Raw genomic sequence first — 17,884 nt, 5'->3', positions numbered from 1 at the left:
GCCCCGCGCCGCGCCCGCTACAGTTCGATCGGCGGGCGCGGTGTCATGCCGTGTGCCGCCGCTGCGCCGGGCAGCGACTCATCCAGATAATCGAGAAAATGCCGCACGGCCGGCACCAGACCACGGCGGCTGGGAAACACCGCGTGCACATAGGCACGCGCCGGGGCCCAATCGGGCAACACCGGAATCAACTGCCCATTGTTGAGTTCGGCCTGGCATAGATATTCCGGGATAAACATCGCGCCGATGCCCGCCACCGCCGCGTATTTCAGCGTAACCATATCGTCCGCCACATAGCGCGGGTAGTGGATCAGTTGATGCTCCTCGCCTTGCGGGCCGATCAGATTCCACACCGCGCGGCCGTCGGTGGCGTTCATCGCCAGCGTGTCCAGCCAGCTTAATTCTTCCGGCCGCGTTGGCTGACCCTGGCGTGCCAGCTGGGTGGGGCTGGCCACTAGCGTGCCGCCGGTCATGCCCAGCTGTTTGACCACCAGAGACGCCGAATCCTGCAGCGTAAAGCGCACGCGCAACGCCACATCCACGCCTTCTTCCAGCAGATCAATGACGCGATTGGTCACCTGCATGTTCACGCGCACTTGCGGATAGCGCGCCAGAAAACCCGGCAGGATCTCGCCGATCACCGTTTGCGCCAGGGTAACCGGCACGGTCACTTTGACGGTGCCACGCGGTGCGGCATGCACGCGCTCGACCGCTTCGGCCGCCGCATTGGCTTCGTCGCGGATGGCCTGGCAGTGGCGGTAATACAGTTCGCCGATTTCAGTGAGCGCCAGCCGGCGTGTGGTGCGCTGGAGCAAACGCACGCCCAGCCGCGCTTCCAGCTCTTGCAACCGGCGCGACAAGCGGCTTTTGGGGATGCCCAGTGCGCGGCCCGCAGCGGCAAAGCCGCCACGCTCCACCACTTCGGCAAAGTACAGCATGTCATTCAAATCCTGCATGGTCGCGCCTGGAAGTAGATTGTCCTGTAAACAGGACAATCTATCGCATTTTTGCCGACTTATCAGGGATTGATGCGCCCGATAGAGTTCGCTCCATGCCACGCAGCACAGCATTTCGCGGACGGCGGGATGCTTCACCCCTCAGGAGAACCAACATGAAACTGTTGCACATTGATTCCAGCGTTCTGGCCGACAACTCGGTATCGCGCAAACTGACCGCCAAAATTGTGGCCGAATGGCAAGCGGCTCATCCCGGCACCGAAGTGGATTATCTGGATCTGGCCGTATCGGCCCCGGGCCACTTGTCTGGCGAAATCCTGGGCGCGCGCTTTGTACCGGCCGAAGGCCACTCCGCGCTGCAAAAACAAGAAACGGCCTACACCGAAGCGCTGCTGGAACAACTGTTCGCCGCTGATGTGATCGTGGTGGGTGCGCCGATGTACAACTTCTCGGTGCCCAGCCAACTGAAAGCCTGGATTGACCGCGTGCTGCAGGCTGGCCGCACGTTCCGTTACGGTGCCAATGGCCCCGAAGGCCTGGCCGGCGGCAAGACGGTGATCATTGCTTCCACCCGTGGCGGTCCGTACTCCACCAGCGACGTGATGCGCGCTCGTGACCATCAAGAAGCGTATCTGAAGACTGTGTTTGGCTTTATCGGCATCACCGATGTGCGTATCGTGCGCGCCGAAGGCCTGAACATGGGCGAAGAAGCCAAGAATGCCGCACTGGCGTCGGCGCATGCAGACATTGCCGCGCTGCATGCCTAAGCTGTAACTGGCCCGCATGTAAAAACGCCCGGCTGGTCCGGGCGTTTTTTATTGTCCAAAGCAAACCCGATGGAGACCGTACCGCATCATGTCTACGCCAGAGCCCGTCGTCCGCCAGCACCTGCAAGGCCAGGCGCCGCCGCGCTTGCCGCTGAGCGCCGCGGCGGAGCATGCGGTGGTTTATTTGTTTGAAGACTCGCAAAGCTGTCTAAATGTCGACGGCCTGGGTGGCGGCCGCGCGCATTTGTCGCCGGGCGAATGGCTGTGTGCGCCGCGCGCGCATGCCGAGCTGCAACTGCAAGGCATCCGCGACCTGAGCGTGCACGGCGTGGTGCTGGCGCTGGGGCCATCGCCGGTGCAGCGGCGCTTGTTCAGCAAATGCGAAATCCCGGTCGCCATCGGCCCTGGCTGGCGCGTGCGGATACTGGCTGGCGCGGCCTGCGGCAAAAGCGCGCCATGCAGCGGCGGGCATATTGCGATGTTCGACGTGTTTCTGGAGCCGGGCGCGATGCTGGCGGATGCCGCGTTTGCCGACGCAAATATTGAGGTGATCGCAGGTGAAATCAGCGTGGGCGCGCGGCAGTTGGCGGCAGGCGCCGTCTCGATCCTGGCCGACGCTGAAACCGCGCTACAAGCCACGCAGCGCGCGCATATCCTGCTAACGCGCGGACTGGCGCTCTAACCGGGCAGCCTGGCCCCTCGCACCGCCACATACACCGCATACACCGAGCTGGATGCCGTAATAAACAGCCTGTTGCGCTTGGGTCCACCGAAGCACAGGTTGCTGACGGTCTCGGGCAAGCGGATCTTGCCCAGCAACTGGCCTGCCGGCGAATAGCAATGCACGCCATCGGCGGCGCTGCTCCAGATATGGCCGAGCTCATCCACCTTGATGCCATCCGGCATACCGGGGCTGATCTCAGCCAACACGCCTTGATTGCTAAGCACACCGTGTTCATCCAGCGCAAAGCGGCGAATGTGATGCGGGCCGTTTTCCACATGGGAACCCCCACTATCGGCCACATACAGCAGGCGCTCATCCGGCGAAAATGCCAGCCCGTTGGGTTTGACCATATCGCTGATCATCGCTTGCACCCGGCCGAGCGGATCGATGCGAAACACATGGCATTGCGGCTGCTCGGGCTCAGCGCGCTCGCCCTCGTAGTCAGTCAAAATGCCGTAGTCGGGGTCAGTAAACCAGATGCTGCCGTCGCGTTGCACCACCACGTCATTAGGCGAGTTAAGCCGGCCGCCGCCAAAGTGCGACACCAGCGTTGAAATGCAGCCGTCATATTCAGTGCGCGTTACGCGGCGCATGCCGTGTTCGCAGGTGATGGTGCGGCCTTGCAGATCGCGCGCGCGGCCATTGCTGAAGCCCGCGGGTTGCCGATACACGCTGACGCCCACGCCCTCAATCCAGCGCAGGATGCGGTTTTCCGGAATATCGCTAAACAACAGATATTGCCCATCGCCATACCACTGCGGGCCTTCGGTCCAGCGCGCATCGCTGTACAGGCAGTCGATACGCGCGTGCGGCAGGATCAGTGCGTTAAAGGCTGGGCCGAATACCTCAAAGCCGGTCATGACTGCGGCCCGGTAAAGCGCGGCGCAAGGGTAAAGCGGGCTTGCAGCACTTCGCCCGGCTCCAGCCAATGTCCGCCCGCAATTTCGGGCTGACCGGGGTCCAGGTTAAGCCAGTCGGTGCAATTGCTGACTGGCTCCATGCAGAAATGATCGAGCCCGGGCGGCACATACAGCACAAAGAAATCAAACGGGGCTTCGGCCGTCATCGTCAGCGCGGCGCCGTATTGCGGCCAGCGCACTTCGCTCTGGCGTTGCCAACCGGTGAAGTTGTTGTCGAGCACCAGATCATCAATCAGACAGCCTTTGCGCAAGGCGTCCAGCAGCGGCGGCTGTGTCAGTTGCGTGGGCATCAGTTCGGCATCGGATTGCCACATGCCATTGACGTCACTGCGCAGCCAGGTATGGGCATCGCGCAAAAAATACGGGTGATGGCCCAGGCCGGCGGGCATGGCTACGCTGTCGCGGTTTTCCAGGGTCATCGTGATATGCAGCGCGTCATCCAGCTCAAAATATTGCGTGGCATAAAAGTCGAATGGCCAGTCGTCGCGCGGATGCTCCAGCGTTAGCGTGGCGCTGTTGCTGGTCTGCGCCGCCACTTGCCACGGCAAGCGCCAACCCACGCCATGCAGGGTGTGCGGTGAATCGGGCATATTGGCGCGCATCTGGATCGTGCGATCACGCGCGGGGGCGCGGCCTTCGCGGATGCGGTTGCAAAATGGCAGTAGCGGAAAGCTGGCCATGCCCAGCGGATTGCCCTGCGCCAGCGCCGCCTGACTGGCGGGGCGCAACCATTCAAACCGGCGATCATCGCGCTGGCTGAAATAGCGCACGATGCTGCCGCCCAAACCCGGCGCCAGAATCAACGCATGCGGCCCGTGGGCCAGATGCAACAGCTCGGAAGACGTAGTGGCCATGCAGGATCTCTCAAAAATAGTCGCCATGGGTGGGTCTGGCGCTGTCAGTCTGGGCGTTAATATATCAATATTATTACTAATAAATACGGATTATTTTAGTGCGTTATCAGCGATGGGGCGGAAAAAAACCGGCTGATCGCATATCATGCTGATCGACACTGCGCGCGCTCGCGTGCGCTGATAAGACCGTATTCAGGAACGACTGCATGAGCCGCACTTCGCGCAAGATGGAAAAACTGCCCCAACGCCGCCCCACCATGACCGATATCGCCAAGCAGGCGGGGGTGTCGCAATCGACGGTGTCGCTGGTGCTCAACAACAATTTGTCGGGCGCCAAGCTGTCGGGCAAAACGCGCGAAAAAGTGCTGCAGATTGCCAATGAGCTGGGCTATCGCTTAACCCAGCGCACCACCGCCGCGCCGCGCCAGGGGCGCAATCTGATTGGCTATATCGTCGATTCGATTTCCACCAGCCCCCATCCGGTGGTGAGCGTGGATGGCGCGCGCGACGCGGCGTGGGAACACGATTGCGTATTGTCGGTATTTGCCACGCGCGGCGACCCCGATGTGGAAGCCGCCACGCTGGCGCATCTGCTGGCCAACCCGGCGCTGGTGGGCGTGATTTACTCCACCATCTTTACCCGCAGCATCGAAGTGCCCGCCGCGCTAAACCGCATTCCCACTGTGTTGCTTAACTGTTACAGCGAAGAGCGCGCGTTTTCCCATGTTGAGCCCGGTGAAGTGGGCGGCGGCCACACCGCCACCGAATACCTGATCAACGCCGGCCATACCCGCATCGGGTTTATCAATGGCGAACCGTGGATGGACGCGGCCAAAGATCGCTTTAAGGGCTATCGCACCGCGCTGGCCACTGCCGACCTGCCGTTTGATCCGAAACTGGTGCGCGATGGTGACTGGATGTCCGGCACCGGCTTTGAGCAAACCTTGTCCTTGATGGCCGAACCGCGCCCGCCCACCGCAATTTTCTGCGCTAACGACTTGATGGCGCTGGGCGCACTGGAAGCGCTGAAGCAACTGGGCCTGAAAGCGCCGGATGATGTTGCGATCATGGGCTACGATGATCAGGAAATCGCCCGCCACACGCATCCGCCGTTAACCACGGTGTTGTTGCCCAACTATGAAATGGGCCGCTGGGCGGTGGATACCCTGATCGCGGAAGCGGCGTCGCCTGAAGACGCGGCCACGCAAGGGGCGCTGCGCAAGCGCCATATCAAGATGGAATGCCCGCTGGTTGTGCGTGAATCGGTGTCTCGCTCTGATAATGATCAATAATATTTGACAAATATTATTAATCATCCAAGAATCACCTCGCTGTAGTAAAAAAAGAAGAAGTACAAAGTAACGACACTCTTTATTGCGTAGTGGATGTTTACCCGAGGAGATTTGTGATGCGAGTACGATCTGCAGTACTGGCCAGCCTGATTGCAACCTGCTGCGTGGCTGCTGCCACGGCAGCCGCGGATGGCCTGCCCAAACTACCTAAAAAAGCCGCCTACAAAGTCGGCTTTGCCCAGACTGAAAGCAACAACCCCTGGCGTATCGCCGAAACGCAGAGCATGAAAGACATCGCCAGCAAATGTGGCTGGACGCTGGTGTATACCGATGCCGCCAGCTCTGCCTCCAAGCAAGTGGCCGACGTCCAAAGCATGATCGCGCAAAAGGTCGATCTGATTGTGCTGGCCCCGCGTGAAGAAAAACCGCTGGTGCCCGCAGTCATGGCTGCCAAGAAAGCCGGCATTCCGGTGATTGCGGTGGACCGTGATCTCGACCAGAGCGTAGCCAAGCCGGGCCGCGATTACGTCACCTTTATCGGTTCGGACTTTGTCGACCAGGGCCACCGCGCTGCGGAATGGCTGATCAAGGCCACCGGCGGCAAGGCCAAGATCATCGAGCTGGAAGGCACCACCGGCGCATCGCCCGCCAACAATCGCAAGAAGGGCTTTGACGAAACCGTCAAGAAACAGTCCGGCATGCAGATCATCGCCTCGCAAGACGGCGACTTTGCCCGCGATAAAGGCCGTCAGGTGCTGGAGTCGCTGCTGCAAGCGCACCCGGATGTGACCGCCGTGTACGCCCACAACGATGAAATGGCCATGGGCGCCATCGCCGCGCTTGAAGCCGCTGGCAAAAAGCCGGGCAAAGACGTAATCGTGGTGTCGATTGACGGCACCAAAGACGCGCTGCAAGCCATCATCGACGGCAAGCTGGGCGCAACAGTGCAATCGAGCCCGTTCTTTGGTCCGATTTCGTGCAAGGTGGCGCAGCGCTATGCGGCTGGCGAAAAGATCGAACCGTGGGTGAAGGTCAGCGATTTGTTCTTTGACAAGAGCAACGCGCAAGCCAACCTGGCCAACGGATTCTGATGTTCAAAACGGGTCGCGGCATGCTGCGGCCCGTTTTGTTAACCCCCTGCCACGTCAGGCCTCGCGCCTGATCTGATTGGCACAGATCTCCACAGAACCTTCGGTCGAGGCGGTCTCCGCTTCATCCTCTGTTATGGCCGCCTGGCGGCCATTTTTTTACCGGCGCCCGCGCGCGCCGGTGGTCGAGGAATACAGCCATGAATTCGCAAGCGTCCGCACCGCTGCTGGAAATGCGCGACATCACCAAAGCATTTTCGGGGGTGGCTGCGTTAAAGAATGCACGGTTGACGATCGGCCGCGCCGAAGTGCATGCCCTGATCGGGCAAAACGGCGCCGGCAAATCCACATTGATCAAAATCCTGACCGGCGCATACAAGCGCGATGGCGGCGAAATCCGCTTTGCCGGCCAGGCCATCGATTTTTCTACCCCGTTGCAAGCGCAACGCGGGGGCATCAGCACGATTTACCAGGAACTGAATCTGATTCCTTTGCGCTCGGTGGCCGAGAACATTTTTCTCGGTCGCGAGCCGCGTCGCCTGGGTTTGATCGACTGGCCCGCCATGTATCGCCAGGCCGAAGCGTTGCTGGCCAAACTGGGCATCGGCGCCGATGTGCGCTTGCCGCTGCACCTTTGCAATACCGCCACGCAGCAGATGGTGGCGATTGCACGGGCTGTATCGCAGCACGCGCAACTGGTCATCATGGACGAGCCGACCTCGTCGCTGGATGAGCAAGAGGTGGAAACGCTGTTCCGCGTTATCCGGCAACTGAAGGCCGACGGCGTGTCGGTCATCTTTGTCAGCCACCGGCTGGACGAACTGTATGCGGTATGTGACCGCGTGACCGTGATGCGCGATGGCCAGACCGTGGCCGAAAAAGCCATGAGCGACATGGACAAGTTGCAGCTGGTGACCACGATGCTGGGCCGCGAACTGGCCAGCACGGTGGCCCGTGCCGCCAGCGACAGCGCCGCGCCCGAAACCGCGCGCCAGGCCACGCTGCAGCTGGATCATCTAAAAAGCGGCCTGCGCGTTAACGAGGCCAGCTTTGCTGTGCATCCGGGCGAGATTGTCGGCCTGGCCGGTTTGTTGGGCGCGGGGCGTACCGAGACCGCGCGCTGCGTGTTTGGCGCCAACAAGGTCGACGGTGGCCAGATGAAGCTGAAAGGCCAGTCAGTCAGCTGGCAAAGCCCGGCCGATGCCATCGCGCATGGCGTGGCCTATCTGTCGGAAGACCGCAAGATTGAGGGCATCATCCCCGAGATGTCGGTGGCCGAAAATCTGACGCTGGTGCTGCTACCCAAACTGGTGAAGCTGGGTGTGGTCAATCGCCAGGCGCAGCAGGAAATCGTGCAGAAATTTATCAGCCGGCTGCAGATCAAGACCTCCGGCCCGCAACAGAAAATCCGCGAATTGTCGGGCGGCAACCAGCAAAAAGTGCTGCTGGCGCGCTGGCTGTGTTCAAAGATTGATTTGTTGATGCTGGACGAGCCCACGCGCGGTATCGATGTGGGCGCCAAGGCGGAAATCCTGAACCTGATTCGAGAGCTGGCCGATGACGGGCTGGCGGTGCTGATGATCGCGTCCGAACTGGAAGAGCTGACCGCCTATGCCCAGCGCGTGGTGGTGCTGCGCGATGGTTATAGCGTGCGCGAACTGCAAGGTGGCGAGATCAGCGAAACCAACATCATGGCGGCGATGGCCAATGCCGGCCGCGCCACCGCAGAGGAGGGCGTGCAATGACGCTGACGCTGAAAACCCCGGGCCCGCGCAGTCTGCCCAAATGGGCCAAAGTGCCCTCGGGCGCGCTGCTGGGGCTGGTGCTGCTACTGCTGTTCAATCTGTGTTTTACCGACCATTTTTTGTCGCTGCAGACGCTGAATATCAATATGACCCAGGTCTCGACCATCGTGATTGTGGCGGTGGGCATGACCATGGTGATCGCCACCGGCGGCATTGATTTGTCGGTCGGGTCGCTGATGGCAATTTCGGGCGCGCTGGCGCCGCTGATTTTTGGCGCCAGGACTGGCCTGTTGGCCATCCCCGCCATCGGCATGATCGTCGCCATCGTGCTGCCGATTCTGGCCGCCAGCGTGGGCGGTGTACTGAACGGCACGCTGGTGGCGCGCTTTCGCATCCAGCCGATTGTGGCCACGCTGATTCTGTTTATTGCTGGCCGCGGCGTGGCGCAGGTGCTCACCAACGGCAATCTGCAAACATTTAGCCATGCCGGTTTTCGCTGGTTGGGGCTGGGCAAGGTGCTGGGCATTCCGTTCCAGGTATTGCTGATGCTGGCGATTGTGTTGGTGGCGGCTTGGGTGATGCGCTCGACCCTGTTTGGCCGCTACATCCTGGCCACCGGCGGCAACGAACGCGCCGCGCGGCTGGCGGGCATTCCGGTGCAACGCGTCAAGCTGGCGGTGTATGTGATCTGCGGTGCGCTGTCGGGCCTGGCGGGATTGCTGGTGATTGCGATTAACTCGTCGGCCGACGCCAACCTGATCGGGCTGGGCATCGAGCTCGACGCCATTGCCGCCGTCGCGGTGGGCGGCACCCTGCTGACCGGTGGCCGCGCCCGTATCGTCGGCACCTTGGTCGGCGCGCTGATCATCCAGCTGGTGCGTTACACCTTGCTGGCCCACGGCGTGCCCGATGCGGCCGCGCTGGTGGTTAAAGCCGGCATTATCCTGGTCGCCGTATACCTGCAAAAGCGGGAGAACTGAGATGTCTGAATCCATACCGATGAACGCCGGCCACCTGGCGCAAGCGCTGGCCGCGCCCATTGCGCGCAAACGCAGCCGTTGGCATTTGCTGCGCACCCAGGGCGTGCTGGTGGCGCTGGTGTTGCTGATCATTTTTGGCGCAACCCGCTACGACAACTTTCTGGGCGCGTATAACGTGCTGTCACTGCTGCGCTACAACAGCATGTTCGGGCTGATTGCGGTGGGGATGGCGTTTGTCATCATGACGGGCGGCATCGATTTGTCCGTCGGTACCACGGCGGCGCTGGCCAGTGTGATTTCGGCCTTGCTAAGCCCGCGGGGCGTGGTGCTGCCGCTGGCGGCGGGCGTCGGCGCGGGGGCGCTGATCGGCATGATCAATGGGCTGATCATTACGCGGCTGAAAATCCTGCCCTTTATTGTCACGTTGTGCACGTTTCTGGCCGCGCACGGGCTGGCGCTGCTGTTTGCGGGCAACCAGTCGGTATCGGTGTCGTGGGATAGCGGCTTTACCGAAATCGGCCAGGGTGATTTTCTGGGCTTTCCGATTCCGGCATGGATGGGCGCGTTGGCGTTTATCGCAGGCGGCTTGCTGCTTAATTTCAGCGCCTTTGGCCGCACCGTGCTGGCGATCGGCGGCAACGAAGAAGCCGCGCGCCTGATGGGCTTGCCGGTGGATCGGGTCAAATTTCTGACCTACTTGATGAGCGGCGCGCTGGCTGGCCTGGCGGGCGTCATCCTGGCTTCGCAATTTGGCGCGGGCCAACCCAACGAAGGCAATGGCTGGGAATTGTTCGCCATCGCCGCCGTGGTGGTGGGCGGCACGCGCTTGACCGGTGGTGAAGGCTCAATCGGCTCAACCTTGTCGGGGGTGCTGTTGCTGGGGTTGATCTTCAACATCCTTAATTTTGAAAACGGCAAAGGCGTAATCAGCCTGTCGGCCTATTGGCAATCGGTAATCCGTGGTGTGTTTTTGCTGATCGTGGTGCTGCTGCAGGCGCGGCTGGCGCAGAAGGAACACGAGGCGGGCGGCTGACACGGCCGCCCCAGGATCAGCGCCCTCCGGCATAGACTGCGGAGGGCGTTTTTGTTTACTGCTTCAAAACTGGCCGCTCGGCCATCCCTTGTAAGCAAAGTCCCTGATAACACGTTATAATCGGCGGCTTTTCTATCGTCTTTCCAGCGATGAACCTGCTCGTACTCGGCGTCAATCACGAAACCGCACCGCTTGCTGTGCGGGAGCGGCTTGCGTTCTCGCCAGACGAACTGCAGGCCGCGCTGCCTGGCCTGATCGCTCAGCCGGGCGTGTCTGAAGCCGCCATTATCTCCACCTGTAATCGTACCGAACTGTATTGCAACGCCCGTGACATGCGCGCGTTGCTGGACTGGTTTGCGCACAGCCGCGGCCGGAAAGCCGAAGAAGTCGGCCAGTATCTGTATGTACACAGCGGGGAAGCGGCGGCGCGCCATACTTTTCGCGTGGCGGCCGGGCTGGATTCGATGGTGCTGGGCGAAACCCAGATTCTGGGCCAGATGAAAGACGCCGAACGCGTTGCGCGCGAAAGCGGCAGCATGGGCGTGCTGCTCAACGGCTTGTTCCAGCGCGCGTTTCAGGTGGCCAAAGATGTGCGCAGTCACACTAAAATCGGCTCCGCTTCGGTGTCGATGGCGGCGGCAGGCGTGCGATTGGCGGAGCGGATTTTCCCGAAAGTGGCCGATTGCAGCGTGCTGTTTGTGGGCGCGGGCGAAATGATCGAACTGTGCGCCACGCATTTCTGTGCGCAGAATCCGCGCAAGGTCGCGGTGGCCAACCGGACGCTGGAGCGCGGCCAGAAGCTGGCGGCCGAGCACGGCGGCGAAGCGATGGTGCTGACCGAGCTGTCCGAGCGCCTGCATGAATTCGACATCATCGTCACCTCGACCGCGTCGCCGCTGCCGGTGATTGGCAAGGGCATGATCGAGCGTGCCATCAAGCTGCGCAAACGTCGCCCGCTGTTTATTGTCGATCTGGCCGTGCCGCGCGATGTGGAGCCCGAAGCCGCTGCGCTGGCCGATGTGTATCTCTATACCGTCGATGATCTGCACGAAGTGGTGCGCCAGGGCGTGCAATCGCGCCAGGGTGAGGTGGTGGCTGCCGAGGGCCTGATCGCCGAGCATGTGGATGAATTTGCGCATTGGGTCACCAGCCGCGAACTGGTGCCGACGATCCGCGATCTGCGCGATCACGCGGAGCGCACCGCCCGCAACGAACTGGCGCGCGCGCGCAAGCGTCTGGCCGCTGGCGATGACCCCGAAGACGTGCTGGAAAAGCTGACGGCCCAGTTATCGGCCAAGTTTCTGCACGCGCCACTCGCTTCCTTGAATGCCGCCACCGGCAACGAACAAGCCGCGCTGGTTGCGGCCACCCGCCGTCTTTTCCGCCTGCACGACGAGGAATAGCCTTGATGTCCCATTTTCAGACCGCCCGTTGGCAACAGGGCGCGTTTGAGGTCGACACCGACCCTGCGCGTCTGGATTTTGATACCGCTTATGACTTCATTGGCCGCCAGTCCTATTGGGCCGCAGGCATGCCGGTGGAGGTCTTTCGCCGCTCGGTCGAGGGCGCTTTGTGCTTTGGCGTATATGACGGCGCGCGCATGGTTGGCTTTGCGCGCGTGATCAGCGATGGCGCCACCATTGCCTATCTGGGCGATGTGTTTATTGATACTGAATATCGCGGTCGCGGTTTGTCGAAATGGTTGCTGACCTGCATCCATGCGCATCCCGATCTGCAATCCTTGCGGCGCTGGATGTTGTTCACCGCCGATGCCCACGGGCTGTACCAGCAATTTGGCTGGACGCCCGCGGCCCGTCCCGAGCGCTATCTGGAACGGCTTAACCCGGACGTCTACAAACGATGAAACCCTCTATTGCCGCGCGCCTGGCGCAACTGGCCGACCGACTTGAAGAAGTGGGCGGCCTGCTGGCGACCGAAGACGCCACGCGCGACATGAACCAGTATCGCAAGCTGACGCGTGAGCACGCCGAGCTGGAGCCCGTGGTGGCGCTGTATATGCAGTTTCGCCAAGCCGAAGCCGACATTGCCACTGCGCAAGAACTGCTGTCTGACCCTGACATGAAAGCACTGGCTGAAGAAGAACTGGCCGACGGCAAGGCGCGTATCGAAGCGCTGGAAATTGAATTGCAGAAAGCGCTGCTGCCGAAAGACCCCAACGACGAACGCAATATCTTTCTGGAAATCCGCGCTGGTACGGGGGGCGATGAATCGGCTTTGTTTGCGGCGGATCTGTTTCGCATGTACAGCCGGTATGCCGAGCGTAATCGTTGGCAGGTGGAGATCATGTCGGCCAGCGAATCCGATCTGGGCGGTTACAAAGAAGTGATTGCGCGCGTGGTCGGCTTTGGCGCGTATTCGCGGCTCAAGTTTGAATCGGGTGGCCACCGCGTGCAGCGCGTGCCGGCCACCGAAACCCAAGGCCGTATCCATACTTCAGCATGTACCGTGGCGGTGATGCCGGAAGCGGATGAGGCCGAAGAAATCAACATTAACCCGTCCGAGCTGCGCATCGACACCTTCCGCGCTTCGGGTGCGGGCGGCCAGCACATCAACAAAACCGATTCGGCCGTGCGGGTGACGCACTTGCCCACCGGCATTGTGGTGGAGTGTCAGGACGACCGCAGCCAGCATAAAAACAAGGCGCGTGCTTTGGCGGTGCTGGCCGCGCGGATCAAGGACGCGCAAGACCGCGAACGGCATGCCAAAGAAGCCGCTACGCGGAAAAGCCTGGTGGGCAGCGGCGATCGCAGCGAGCGGATTCGTACCTACAACTTTCCGCAAGGCCGCATGACGGACCACCGCATTAACCTGACTTTGTACAAGCTTGACGCAATTATGGATGGCGATCTGGAAGAGTTGACCCAGGCGCTGGTGAACGAGCAGCAAGCGGAATTGCTGGCACAGCTGGGCGAATAAGCGTGCGGCGATGGCCGCTTATTCAAACCAATCTGGATGCTGGGCTTCAACTTGCGTCAGCGTTTCGGTTAATTGGCCCAGATGTTCTTGAATGGCGAGGCTGGCCGCATCGGCATCGTGCTTGCTAAGCGCGGTCAGGATTTGCTGGTGCTGCACCACCAGGTCTTGCATCGGCGAAATGTGGTCCAGCGTCAGATAGCGCACGCGATCCATATGCGCTTTAAGTTGCTCGATATTGTCCCAGGCCTTGGGGCAATCGATGCTGGTGGCCAGCGCGGCGTGGAATGCGTCGTCCAGCGTTAAAAACTCTGGCATGTCTTTGCGCTCGCACGCCAGCGTTTGCAATTGCAGGTTATGCGCCAGCCAGCTGAGCGTTTCGGGCGTGATGCGCTGGGCGGCCTGACGTATCACTGCGGTTTCGATTGCCTCGCGAATAAAGCGTGCATCCAGCACTTCTTTGGCCGAAATCTTGCGCACAAAGGTGCCACGCTGCGGCAACACGCGCACCAGGCCTGCCTCTCCCAGTTTGATAAACGATTCGCGCACGGGTTGGCGCGAGACTTCGAACATCGTCGAGACATCGGTTTCGGATAACGGCGTACCGGGTGGCAGCGTGCAATTGATGATTGCACTGCGCAGCGCTTTAAAAACGCGCTGATTGACGGGCAGGTAGTCGTCATCGTGCGAACTGGATTGCGCCAGTGACGGCGGCAGAGGCTGGGTTTTGCGAGGGCTGGCCATGAATGATCTAAAAGGTGAACGGCCAGATCGGATGACCTGGCCGCTTTCTATATCAGAATCATTGGCAGTGTATGCCGGGCCGTGCCTTGCCTACAAGGCGGCGGATTGCAGATCGACGGTCTTCGGGCCCTCGGGCTTGCGCGGGTCTTTAAGCGCAAACAGCACCCAGATTGCCCCCGTGGCCGCCACTGCACCCGCCAGAATGAAGGCGCTATCAAACTTGCCGGTGTTCTGCACAATCGTGCCGGTGACGATGGGGCCGACAATGCCCGACACGCTGCCAACCAGATGGACAAAGCCACTGACGCTACCCACACGTGCCGGGTGCACCACGTCCTGGATGATCGCCCAGTAGATCGAACCGGTGACATACAAAAAGAAGATCGACACCGACATCATGGCCACGGCGGGCACCACGCTGGCGATATTGCCTGCCAACGCCACGCAGAGGGCCGCCGCGCCCAGGCAGGTGGTCAGCACAATCTTGCGTGACAGCAGCGATTTGCCTGTCCAGCGCAGGATGGCATCCGAAATCACGCCGCCCAGGGCCAGGCCGACAAAGCCGACTACCCAGGGAATGACCGTGGTCAGGCTCATTTGTTTGATGTTCAGACCGTGCGCCTGCACCAGATAAGTGGGGAACCACGACAGAAAGAAAAACAGGATGTAGTTGTAGCAAAAGAAGGCAAAAGCCGTGGCCATGATGACAGGCTGCTTGAGGTAATGCAGCAGCCCATCGCTGGCTGACGTGGCTTGCGGTGTAGCGGGGTCGCTGGCTTTCAGCGTTTCGATCAGTTCGCGTTCTCGTGCGGTAACGTATTTGCTTTCAGCCGGTTTGTTGGCCGCCACGATAAACCAGATGACCGCCCAGACCAGGCCGATAGCGCAGATCACCACAAACGCTTGCCGCCAGCCCAGGGCCACCGCCAATGCGCCCACAATCGGGCCTGCCACGGCACCACCCAAGGGTGAGCCCGCGCTCAGGATGCCCATCGCGGTGGCGGCTCTGCGGCGTGGAAACCAGCCATTGATCATCTTGTTGGCCGAACTGCAGATCGGCCCCTCGGCCATACCGAACAGCACCCGCAAGATCAGCATCGAATAAAAGCCGGTTGCCACCGCGGTCAGCCCGCAGAAGATCGACCAGAACACCACCGCCAGGCCCATCACCACTTTGGGCCCGAAGCGATCGACCGCCAGGCCGCCGATAAAATTGAAAATGGCATAACCAAAGAAAAAGCTGCCAAAGATCACGCCAAACTGCTGCGCGTTCAGTTGCAGATCATGTTCGATCAACGGCACGGTGAGCGACAACGCCACCCGGTCCAGATAATTGATCATGTACACGAGGAATAGCAGTAGTACCAGGGTCCAGCGCAGATTCTTGATCATATTGCGTCCATCCAGAGGAGGGTTTGAGGTCGTACTCCAGGGCGCTGGCGGCGGGTACTTTGCCCGCCGGTATAGTTGGATAAGGCGAAGAGGGCGGATCAGAAACGCAAAACCACCTTGCAGCACGCGGCGGCATCGTGCTCAAACAGATGCAAACCTTTCTCCACCTCTTCCAGATCAAAGGCATGGGTAATCAGCGTGGCCGGTTGCACCTGGCCGCGTTCAAACCAGCCGATCACTTCGGGAAAACGGGCGCTGTTAAGGCGCGAGGTGAAGATCGACAACTCTTTGCTGGTCAGCGATTGCTGCGTAATGCTGCTGGGCTCGGCCGAGAAACCCATCAGGCCGATGCGGGCGGCGGGCGAGGCCAGCAGGGCGGCTTCTTGCAGAATGGCGGGGTGGCATGCGGCGTCGACAATCAGGGTGGGCTTGATCTGCAGGCGCGTCAGTTCTTCTGGCAACGGCGTAACGCTGCTATCGATCAGCAAATCGGCGCCGCTGGCGTCTGCCAGCTTAAGCCGGCTGGGCAAACGGTCGGCCACGATGACCTGTTTAACGCCATACACGCCTTTGAGCGCCTGGATGACCGTCAACCCCATTGGCCCGGCGCCATAGATCAACGCGATATCGTCGGGCCTGGGCTTGAGATGGCCGCAGATATTGGCGGCAATCGTAAACGGCTCGATCATCGGCGCGACGTCATCGCCGATGCAGTCGGGCAGGGGATAGGCATTGCGCGATGGCGCGACGGCGTATTCGCTAAAGCCACCGTCCAGATGCACGCCGATCACCTGCAGGGTGGTGCAGACGTTGGGCTTGCCGATGGAACACGGATAGCAGTGGCCACAGCTCACTACCGGGTCGACGGCAACCCGTGTGCCGATGCGTGCGGGGTCTACACCTTCACCCACGGCGTCGATAATCCCGCTGAACTCATGCCCGATAACGCGCGGGTAACGCGCAAACGGGTTATTGCCATGAAAAATATGCACATCCGAGCCGCAAATACCTGCGGCCACCACTTTGACGCGGACTTCGCCGGCACCGGGCTGCGGGCGTTCGCGTTCGGCGATGCGCAGTACGCCCGGCTTTTCAATTACGACTGATTTCATTGAAGGTCTCCTGATAAAAGCGATCGGCACATAGCGCGCTTACCAGCTGCACAAGGTGCCGTCTTCCAGACGTGCCACCGGCAGATAGGCAGGTTCGTAGGGATAGCGGGCGGCCAGTTTTTCGTCGATTTCCACGCCGAGGCCGGGTGCATCGCCCGGGTGCATAAAGCCGTTATCAAAGCGCCATGCGTGCGGGAAGACTTCGAGCATCTGCTCGGAATAACCCATGTATTCCTGCATGCCGAAGTTGGGCACCCACAGATCGAAATGCAGCGCGGCGCCCATGCACACCGGCGATAGATCGGAAGGGCCATGGCTGCCAGTGCGTACCTGATACAGCGCGGCCAGATCGGCGATTCGGCGCAGATGGGTAATGCCCCCGGCATGGGTGACGGTGGTGCGGATGTAATCAATCAGCTGTTCTTCGATCAGCTGTTTGCAATCCCAGATGCTGTTGAACACTTCGCCCACGGCCAGTGGCGTGGTGGTGTGCTGGCGGATCAGGCGGAAGGCGGCCTGGTCTTCGGCGGGAGTGGGGTCTTCCAGCCAGAACAGGCTGTAGGGTTCCAGCGCTTTGCCCAGGCGCGCGGCCTCGATCGGCGTCAGCCGGTGATGCACGTCGTGCAGCAGATGCTCGTCAAAGCCAAACCGTTCGCGCACGGCTTCAAACAGCTTGGGCACATAGTTCAGATATTTTTCGGACGACCAGCATTGTTCTTCGGACCAGCCCTTGGTGGCGGGCTCATAGGCGGCGTCTTTGCTTTTGGAAACGCCGTACACCGACTTCATGCCCGGAATGCCGCATTGCACGCGGATGGCCTTATAGCCGGCTTCCTTTTTGGCGGCGTACTGGTCGAGCGTTTCGTCGATATCGCGGCCATTGGCATGCGTGTACACGATCACGCCTTCGCGCGATGCCCCGCCCAGCAACTGGTACAGCGGCAGTCCGGCTTGTTTGCCTTTGATATCCCACAACGCCATATCGACTGCGGCAATGGCCGACACCGTCACCGGCCCACGCCGCCAGTACGCGCCTTTGTACAGGTACTGCCAGATGTCCTCGATACGCGATGGGTCGCGGCCGATCAGCAGCGGGCAGATGTGGTCTTTCAAATAGCTGGCGACCGCCAGTTCGCGCCCGTTGAGCGTGGCGTCGCCGATGCCATCAGGCCCCGAATCGGTACGGATCTTGAGCGTGACAAAGTTGCGCCCCGGGCAGGACACGATGACGTCAGCATGGGTGATTTTCACGGTGCTTCTCCTTCGCTTTCTAGCGATCAGTGCTATTGCTCAAAGCCAGAAACATACTACCATACAAGAATGTTTTCAAAGTTTTTCTGGTC

Annotated in this window: 17 protein-coding genes; 10 read left to right on the top strand and 7 right to left on the bottom strand. The window is 60.8% G+C overall.

The genetic code is table 11. From position 1 onward, the window contains the following. Window positions 1–17 precede the first annotated feature (17 nt). A complete protein-coding gene (locus tag WG78_RS15720) occupies window positions 18–956 on the bottom strand; it encodes a LysR substrate-binding domain-containing protein (protein ID WP_053938790.1) in 939 nt (312 codons plus the stop codon). Between the two features lie 155 nt (window positions 957–1,111). On the opposite strand from WG78_RS15720, the gene WG78_RS15715 reads away from it, so the two are divergent. Next, window positions 1,112–1,723, top strand: a complete 612-nt coding sequence (locus tag WG78_RS15715) for an FMN-dependent NADH-azoreductase (RefSeq protein ID WP_053938789.1) — start codon at window positions 1,112–1,114, stop codon at window positions 1,721–1,723. Between the two features lie 88 nt (window positions 1,724–1,811). Beyond that, complete coding sequence (locus WG78_RS15710) at window positions 1,812–2,405, top strand: pirin family protein (protein WP_053938788.1); 594 nt, start codon at window positions 1,812–1,814, stop codon at window positions 2,403–2,405. Here WG78_RS15710 and WG78_RS15705 read toward each other — a convergent pair. Both WG78_RS15705 and WG78_RS15700 read right to left on the bottom strand, forming a co-directional pair. Then, the gene (locus WG78_RS15705; RefSeq protein WP_053938787.1) at window positions 2,402–3,307 is read right to left on the bottom strand and encodes an SMP-30/gluconolactonase/LRE family protein; all 906 of its coding nucleotides are present in this window, start codon (window positions 3,305–3,307) and stop codon (window positions 2,402–2,404) included. The genes WG78_RS15710 and WG78_RS15705 overlap by 4 nt on opposite strands. Further along, window positions 3,304–4,221 carry an aldose 1-epimerase gene (locus WG78_RS15700; protein ID WP_053938786.1) on the bottom strand — a complete coding sequence of 306 codons (918 nt, stop codon included), beginning with the start codon at window positions 4,219–4,221 and terminating at the stop codon, window positions 3,304–3,306. The genes WG78_RS15705 and WG78_RS15700 overlap by 4 nt, the downstream gene beginning before the upstream one ends. 206 nt (window positions 4,222–4,427) lie before the next feature. Between WG78_RS15700 and WG78_RS15695 the strand changes: the two genes are divergently transcribed. The 8 genes from WG78_RS15695 to prfA all read left to right on the top strand — a co-directional run bounded on the left by WG78_RS15695 (window position 4,428) and on the right by prfA (window position 13,296). Further along, the gene (locus WG78_RS15695) at window positions 4,428–5,513 is read left to right on the top strand and encodes a LacI family DNA-binding transcriptional regulator (RefSeq protein WP_201782461.1); all 1,086 of its coding nucleotides are present in this window, start codon (window positions 4,428–4,430) and stop codon (window positions 5,511–5,513) included. A gap of 116 nt (window positions 5,514–5,629) precedes the next feature. After that, complete coding sequence (locus WG78_RS15690) at window positions 5,630–6,604, top strand: ABC transporter substrate-binding protein (RefSeq protein WP_053938785.1); 975 nt, start codon at window positions 5,630–5,632, stop codon at window positions 6,602–6,604. Window positions 6,605–6,801: 197 nt separating this feature from the next. Then, the gene (locus tag WG78_RS15685; protein ID WP_053938784.1) at window positions 6,802–8,346 is read left to right on the top strand and encodes a sugar ABC transporter ATP-binding protein; all 1,545 of its coding nucleotides are present in this window, start codon (window positions 6,802–6,804) and stop codon (window positions 8,344–8,346) included. Continuing rightward, the gene (locus WG78_RS15680) at window positions 8,343–9,326 is read left to right on the top strand and encodes an ABC transporter permease (RefSeq protein WP_083459213.1); all 984 of its coding nucleotides are present in this window, start codon (window positions 8,343–8,345) and stop codon (window positions 9,324–9,326) included. Before WG78_RS15685 ends, WG78_RS15680 begins: the two co-directional genes overlap by 4 nt. Before the next feature lies 1 nt (window position 9,327). Next, window positions 9,328–10,359, top strand: coding sequence for an ABC transporter permease (locus WG78_RS15675; RefSeq protein ID WP_152969239.1), 1,032 nt, complete (start codon window positions 9,328–9,330; stop codon window positions 10,357–10,359). Between the two features lie 149 nt (window positions 10,360–10,508). Next, window positions 10,509–11,762, top strand: coding sequence for a glutamyl-tRNA reductase (gene hemA / locus WG78_RS15670; protein WP_053938783.1), 1,254 nt, complete (start codon window positions 10,509–10,511; stop codon window positions 11,760–11,762). 5 nt (window positions 11,763–11,767) lie between these two features. Then, on the top strand, window positions 11,768–12,223 hold the full coding sequence (locus tag WG78_RS15665) for a GNAT family N-acetyltransferase (protein ID WP_053938782.1): 456 nt from the start codon (window positions 11,768–11,770) through the stop codon (window positions 12,221–12,223). Next, a complete protein-coding gene (prfA, locus tag WG78_RS15660; RefSeq protein WP_053938781.1) occupies window positions 12,220–13,296 on the top strand; it encodes a peptide chain release factor 1 in 1,077 nt (358 codons plus the stop codon). The genes WG78_RS15665 and prfA overlap by 4 nt, the downstream gene beginning before the upstream one ends. 18 nt (window positions 13,297–13,314) lie before the next feature. On the opposite strand, the gene WG78_RS15655 is transcribed toward prfA, so the two are convergent. The 4 genes from WG78_RS15655 to manD all read right to left on the bottom strand — a co-directional run bounded on the left by WG78_RS15655 (window position 13,315) and on the right by manD (window position 17,792). Beyond that, window positions 13,315–14,037 carry a GntR family transcriptional regulator gene (locus WG78_RS15655; RefSeq protein WP_053938780.1) on the bottom strand — a complete coding sequence of 241 codons (723 nt, stop codon included), beginning with the start codon at window positions 14,035–14,037 and terminating at the stop codon, window positions 13,315–13,317. A 90-nt stretch (window positions 14,038–14,127) separates the two neighbouring features. Continuing rightward, window positions 14,128–15,429: an MFS transporter gene (locus WG78_RS15650; RefSeq protein ID WP_053938779.1), complete on the bottom strand. Its 1,302-nt coding sequence runs from the start codon at window positions 15,427–15,429 to the stop codon at window positions 14,128–14,130. A gap of 98 nt (window positions 15,430–15,527) precedes the next feature. Then, window positions 15,528–16,541: a Zn-dependent oxidoreductase gene (locus WG78_RS15645; RefSeq protein ID WP_053938778.1), complete on the bottom strand. Its 1,014-nt coding sequence runs from the start codon at window positions 16,539–16,541 to the stop codon at window positions 15,528–15,530. 39 nt (window positions 16,542–16,580) lie between these two features. After that, complete coding sequence (gene manD / locus WG78_RS15640) at window positions 16,581–17,792, bottom strand: D-mannonate dehydratase ManD (RefSeq protein WP_053938777.1); 1,212 nt, start codon at window positions 17,790–17,792, stop codon at window positions 16,581–16,583. Window positions 17,793–17,884 lie beyond the last annotated feature (92 nt).

Origin of the sequence: Amantichitinum ursilacus, from assembly GCF_001294205.1 — a bacterium.
GTDB classification, from domain to species: Bacteria; Pseudomonadota; Gammaproteobacteria; order Burkholderiales; family Chitinibacteraceae; genus Amantichitinum; species Amantichitinum ursilacus.
This window is presented reverse-complemented; position numbering and strand designations above follow the sequence as displayed.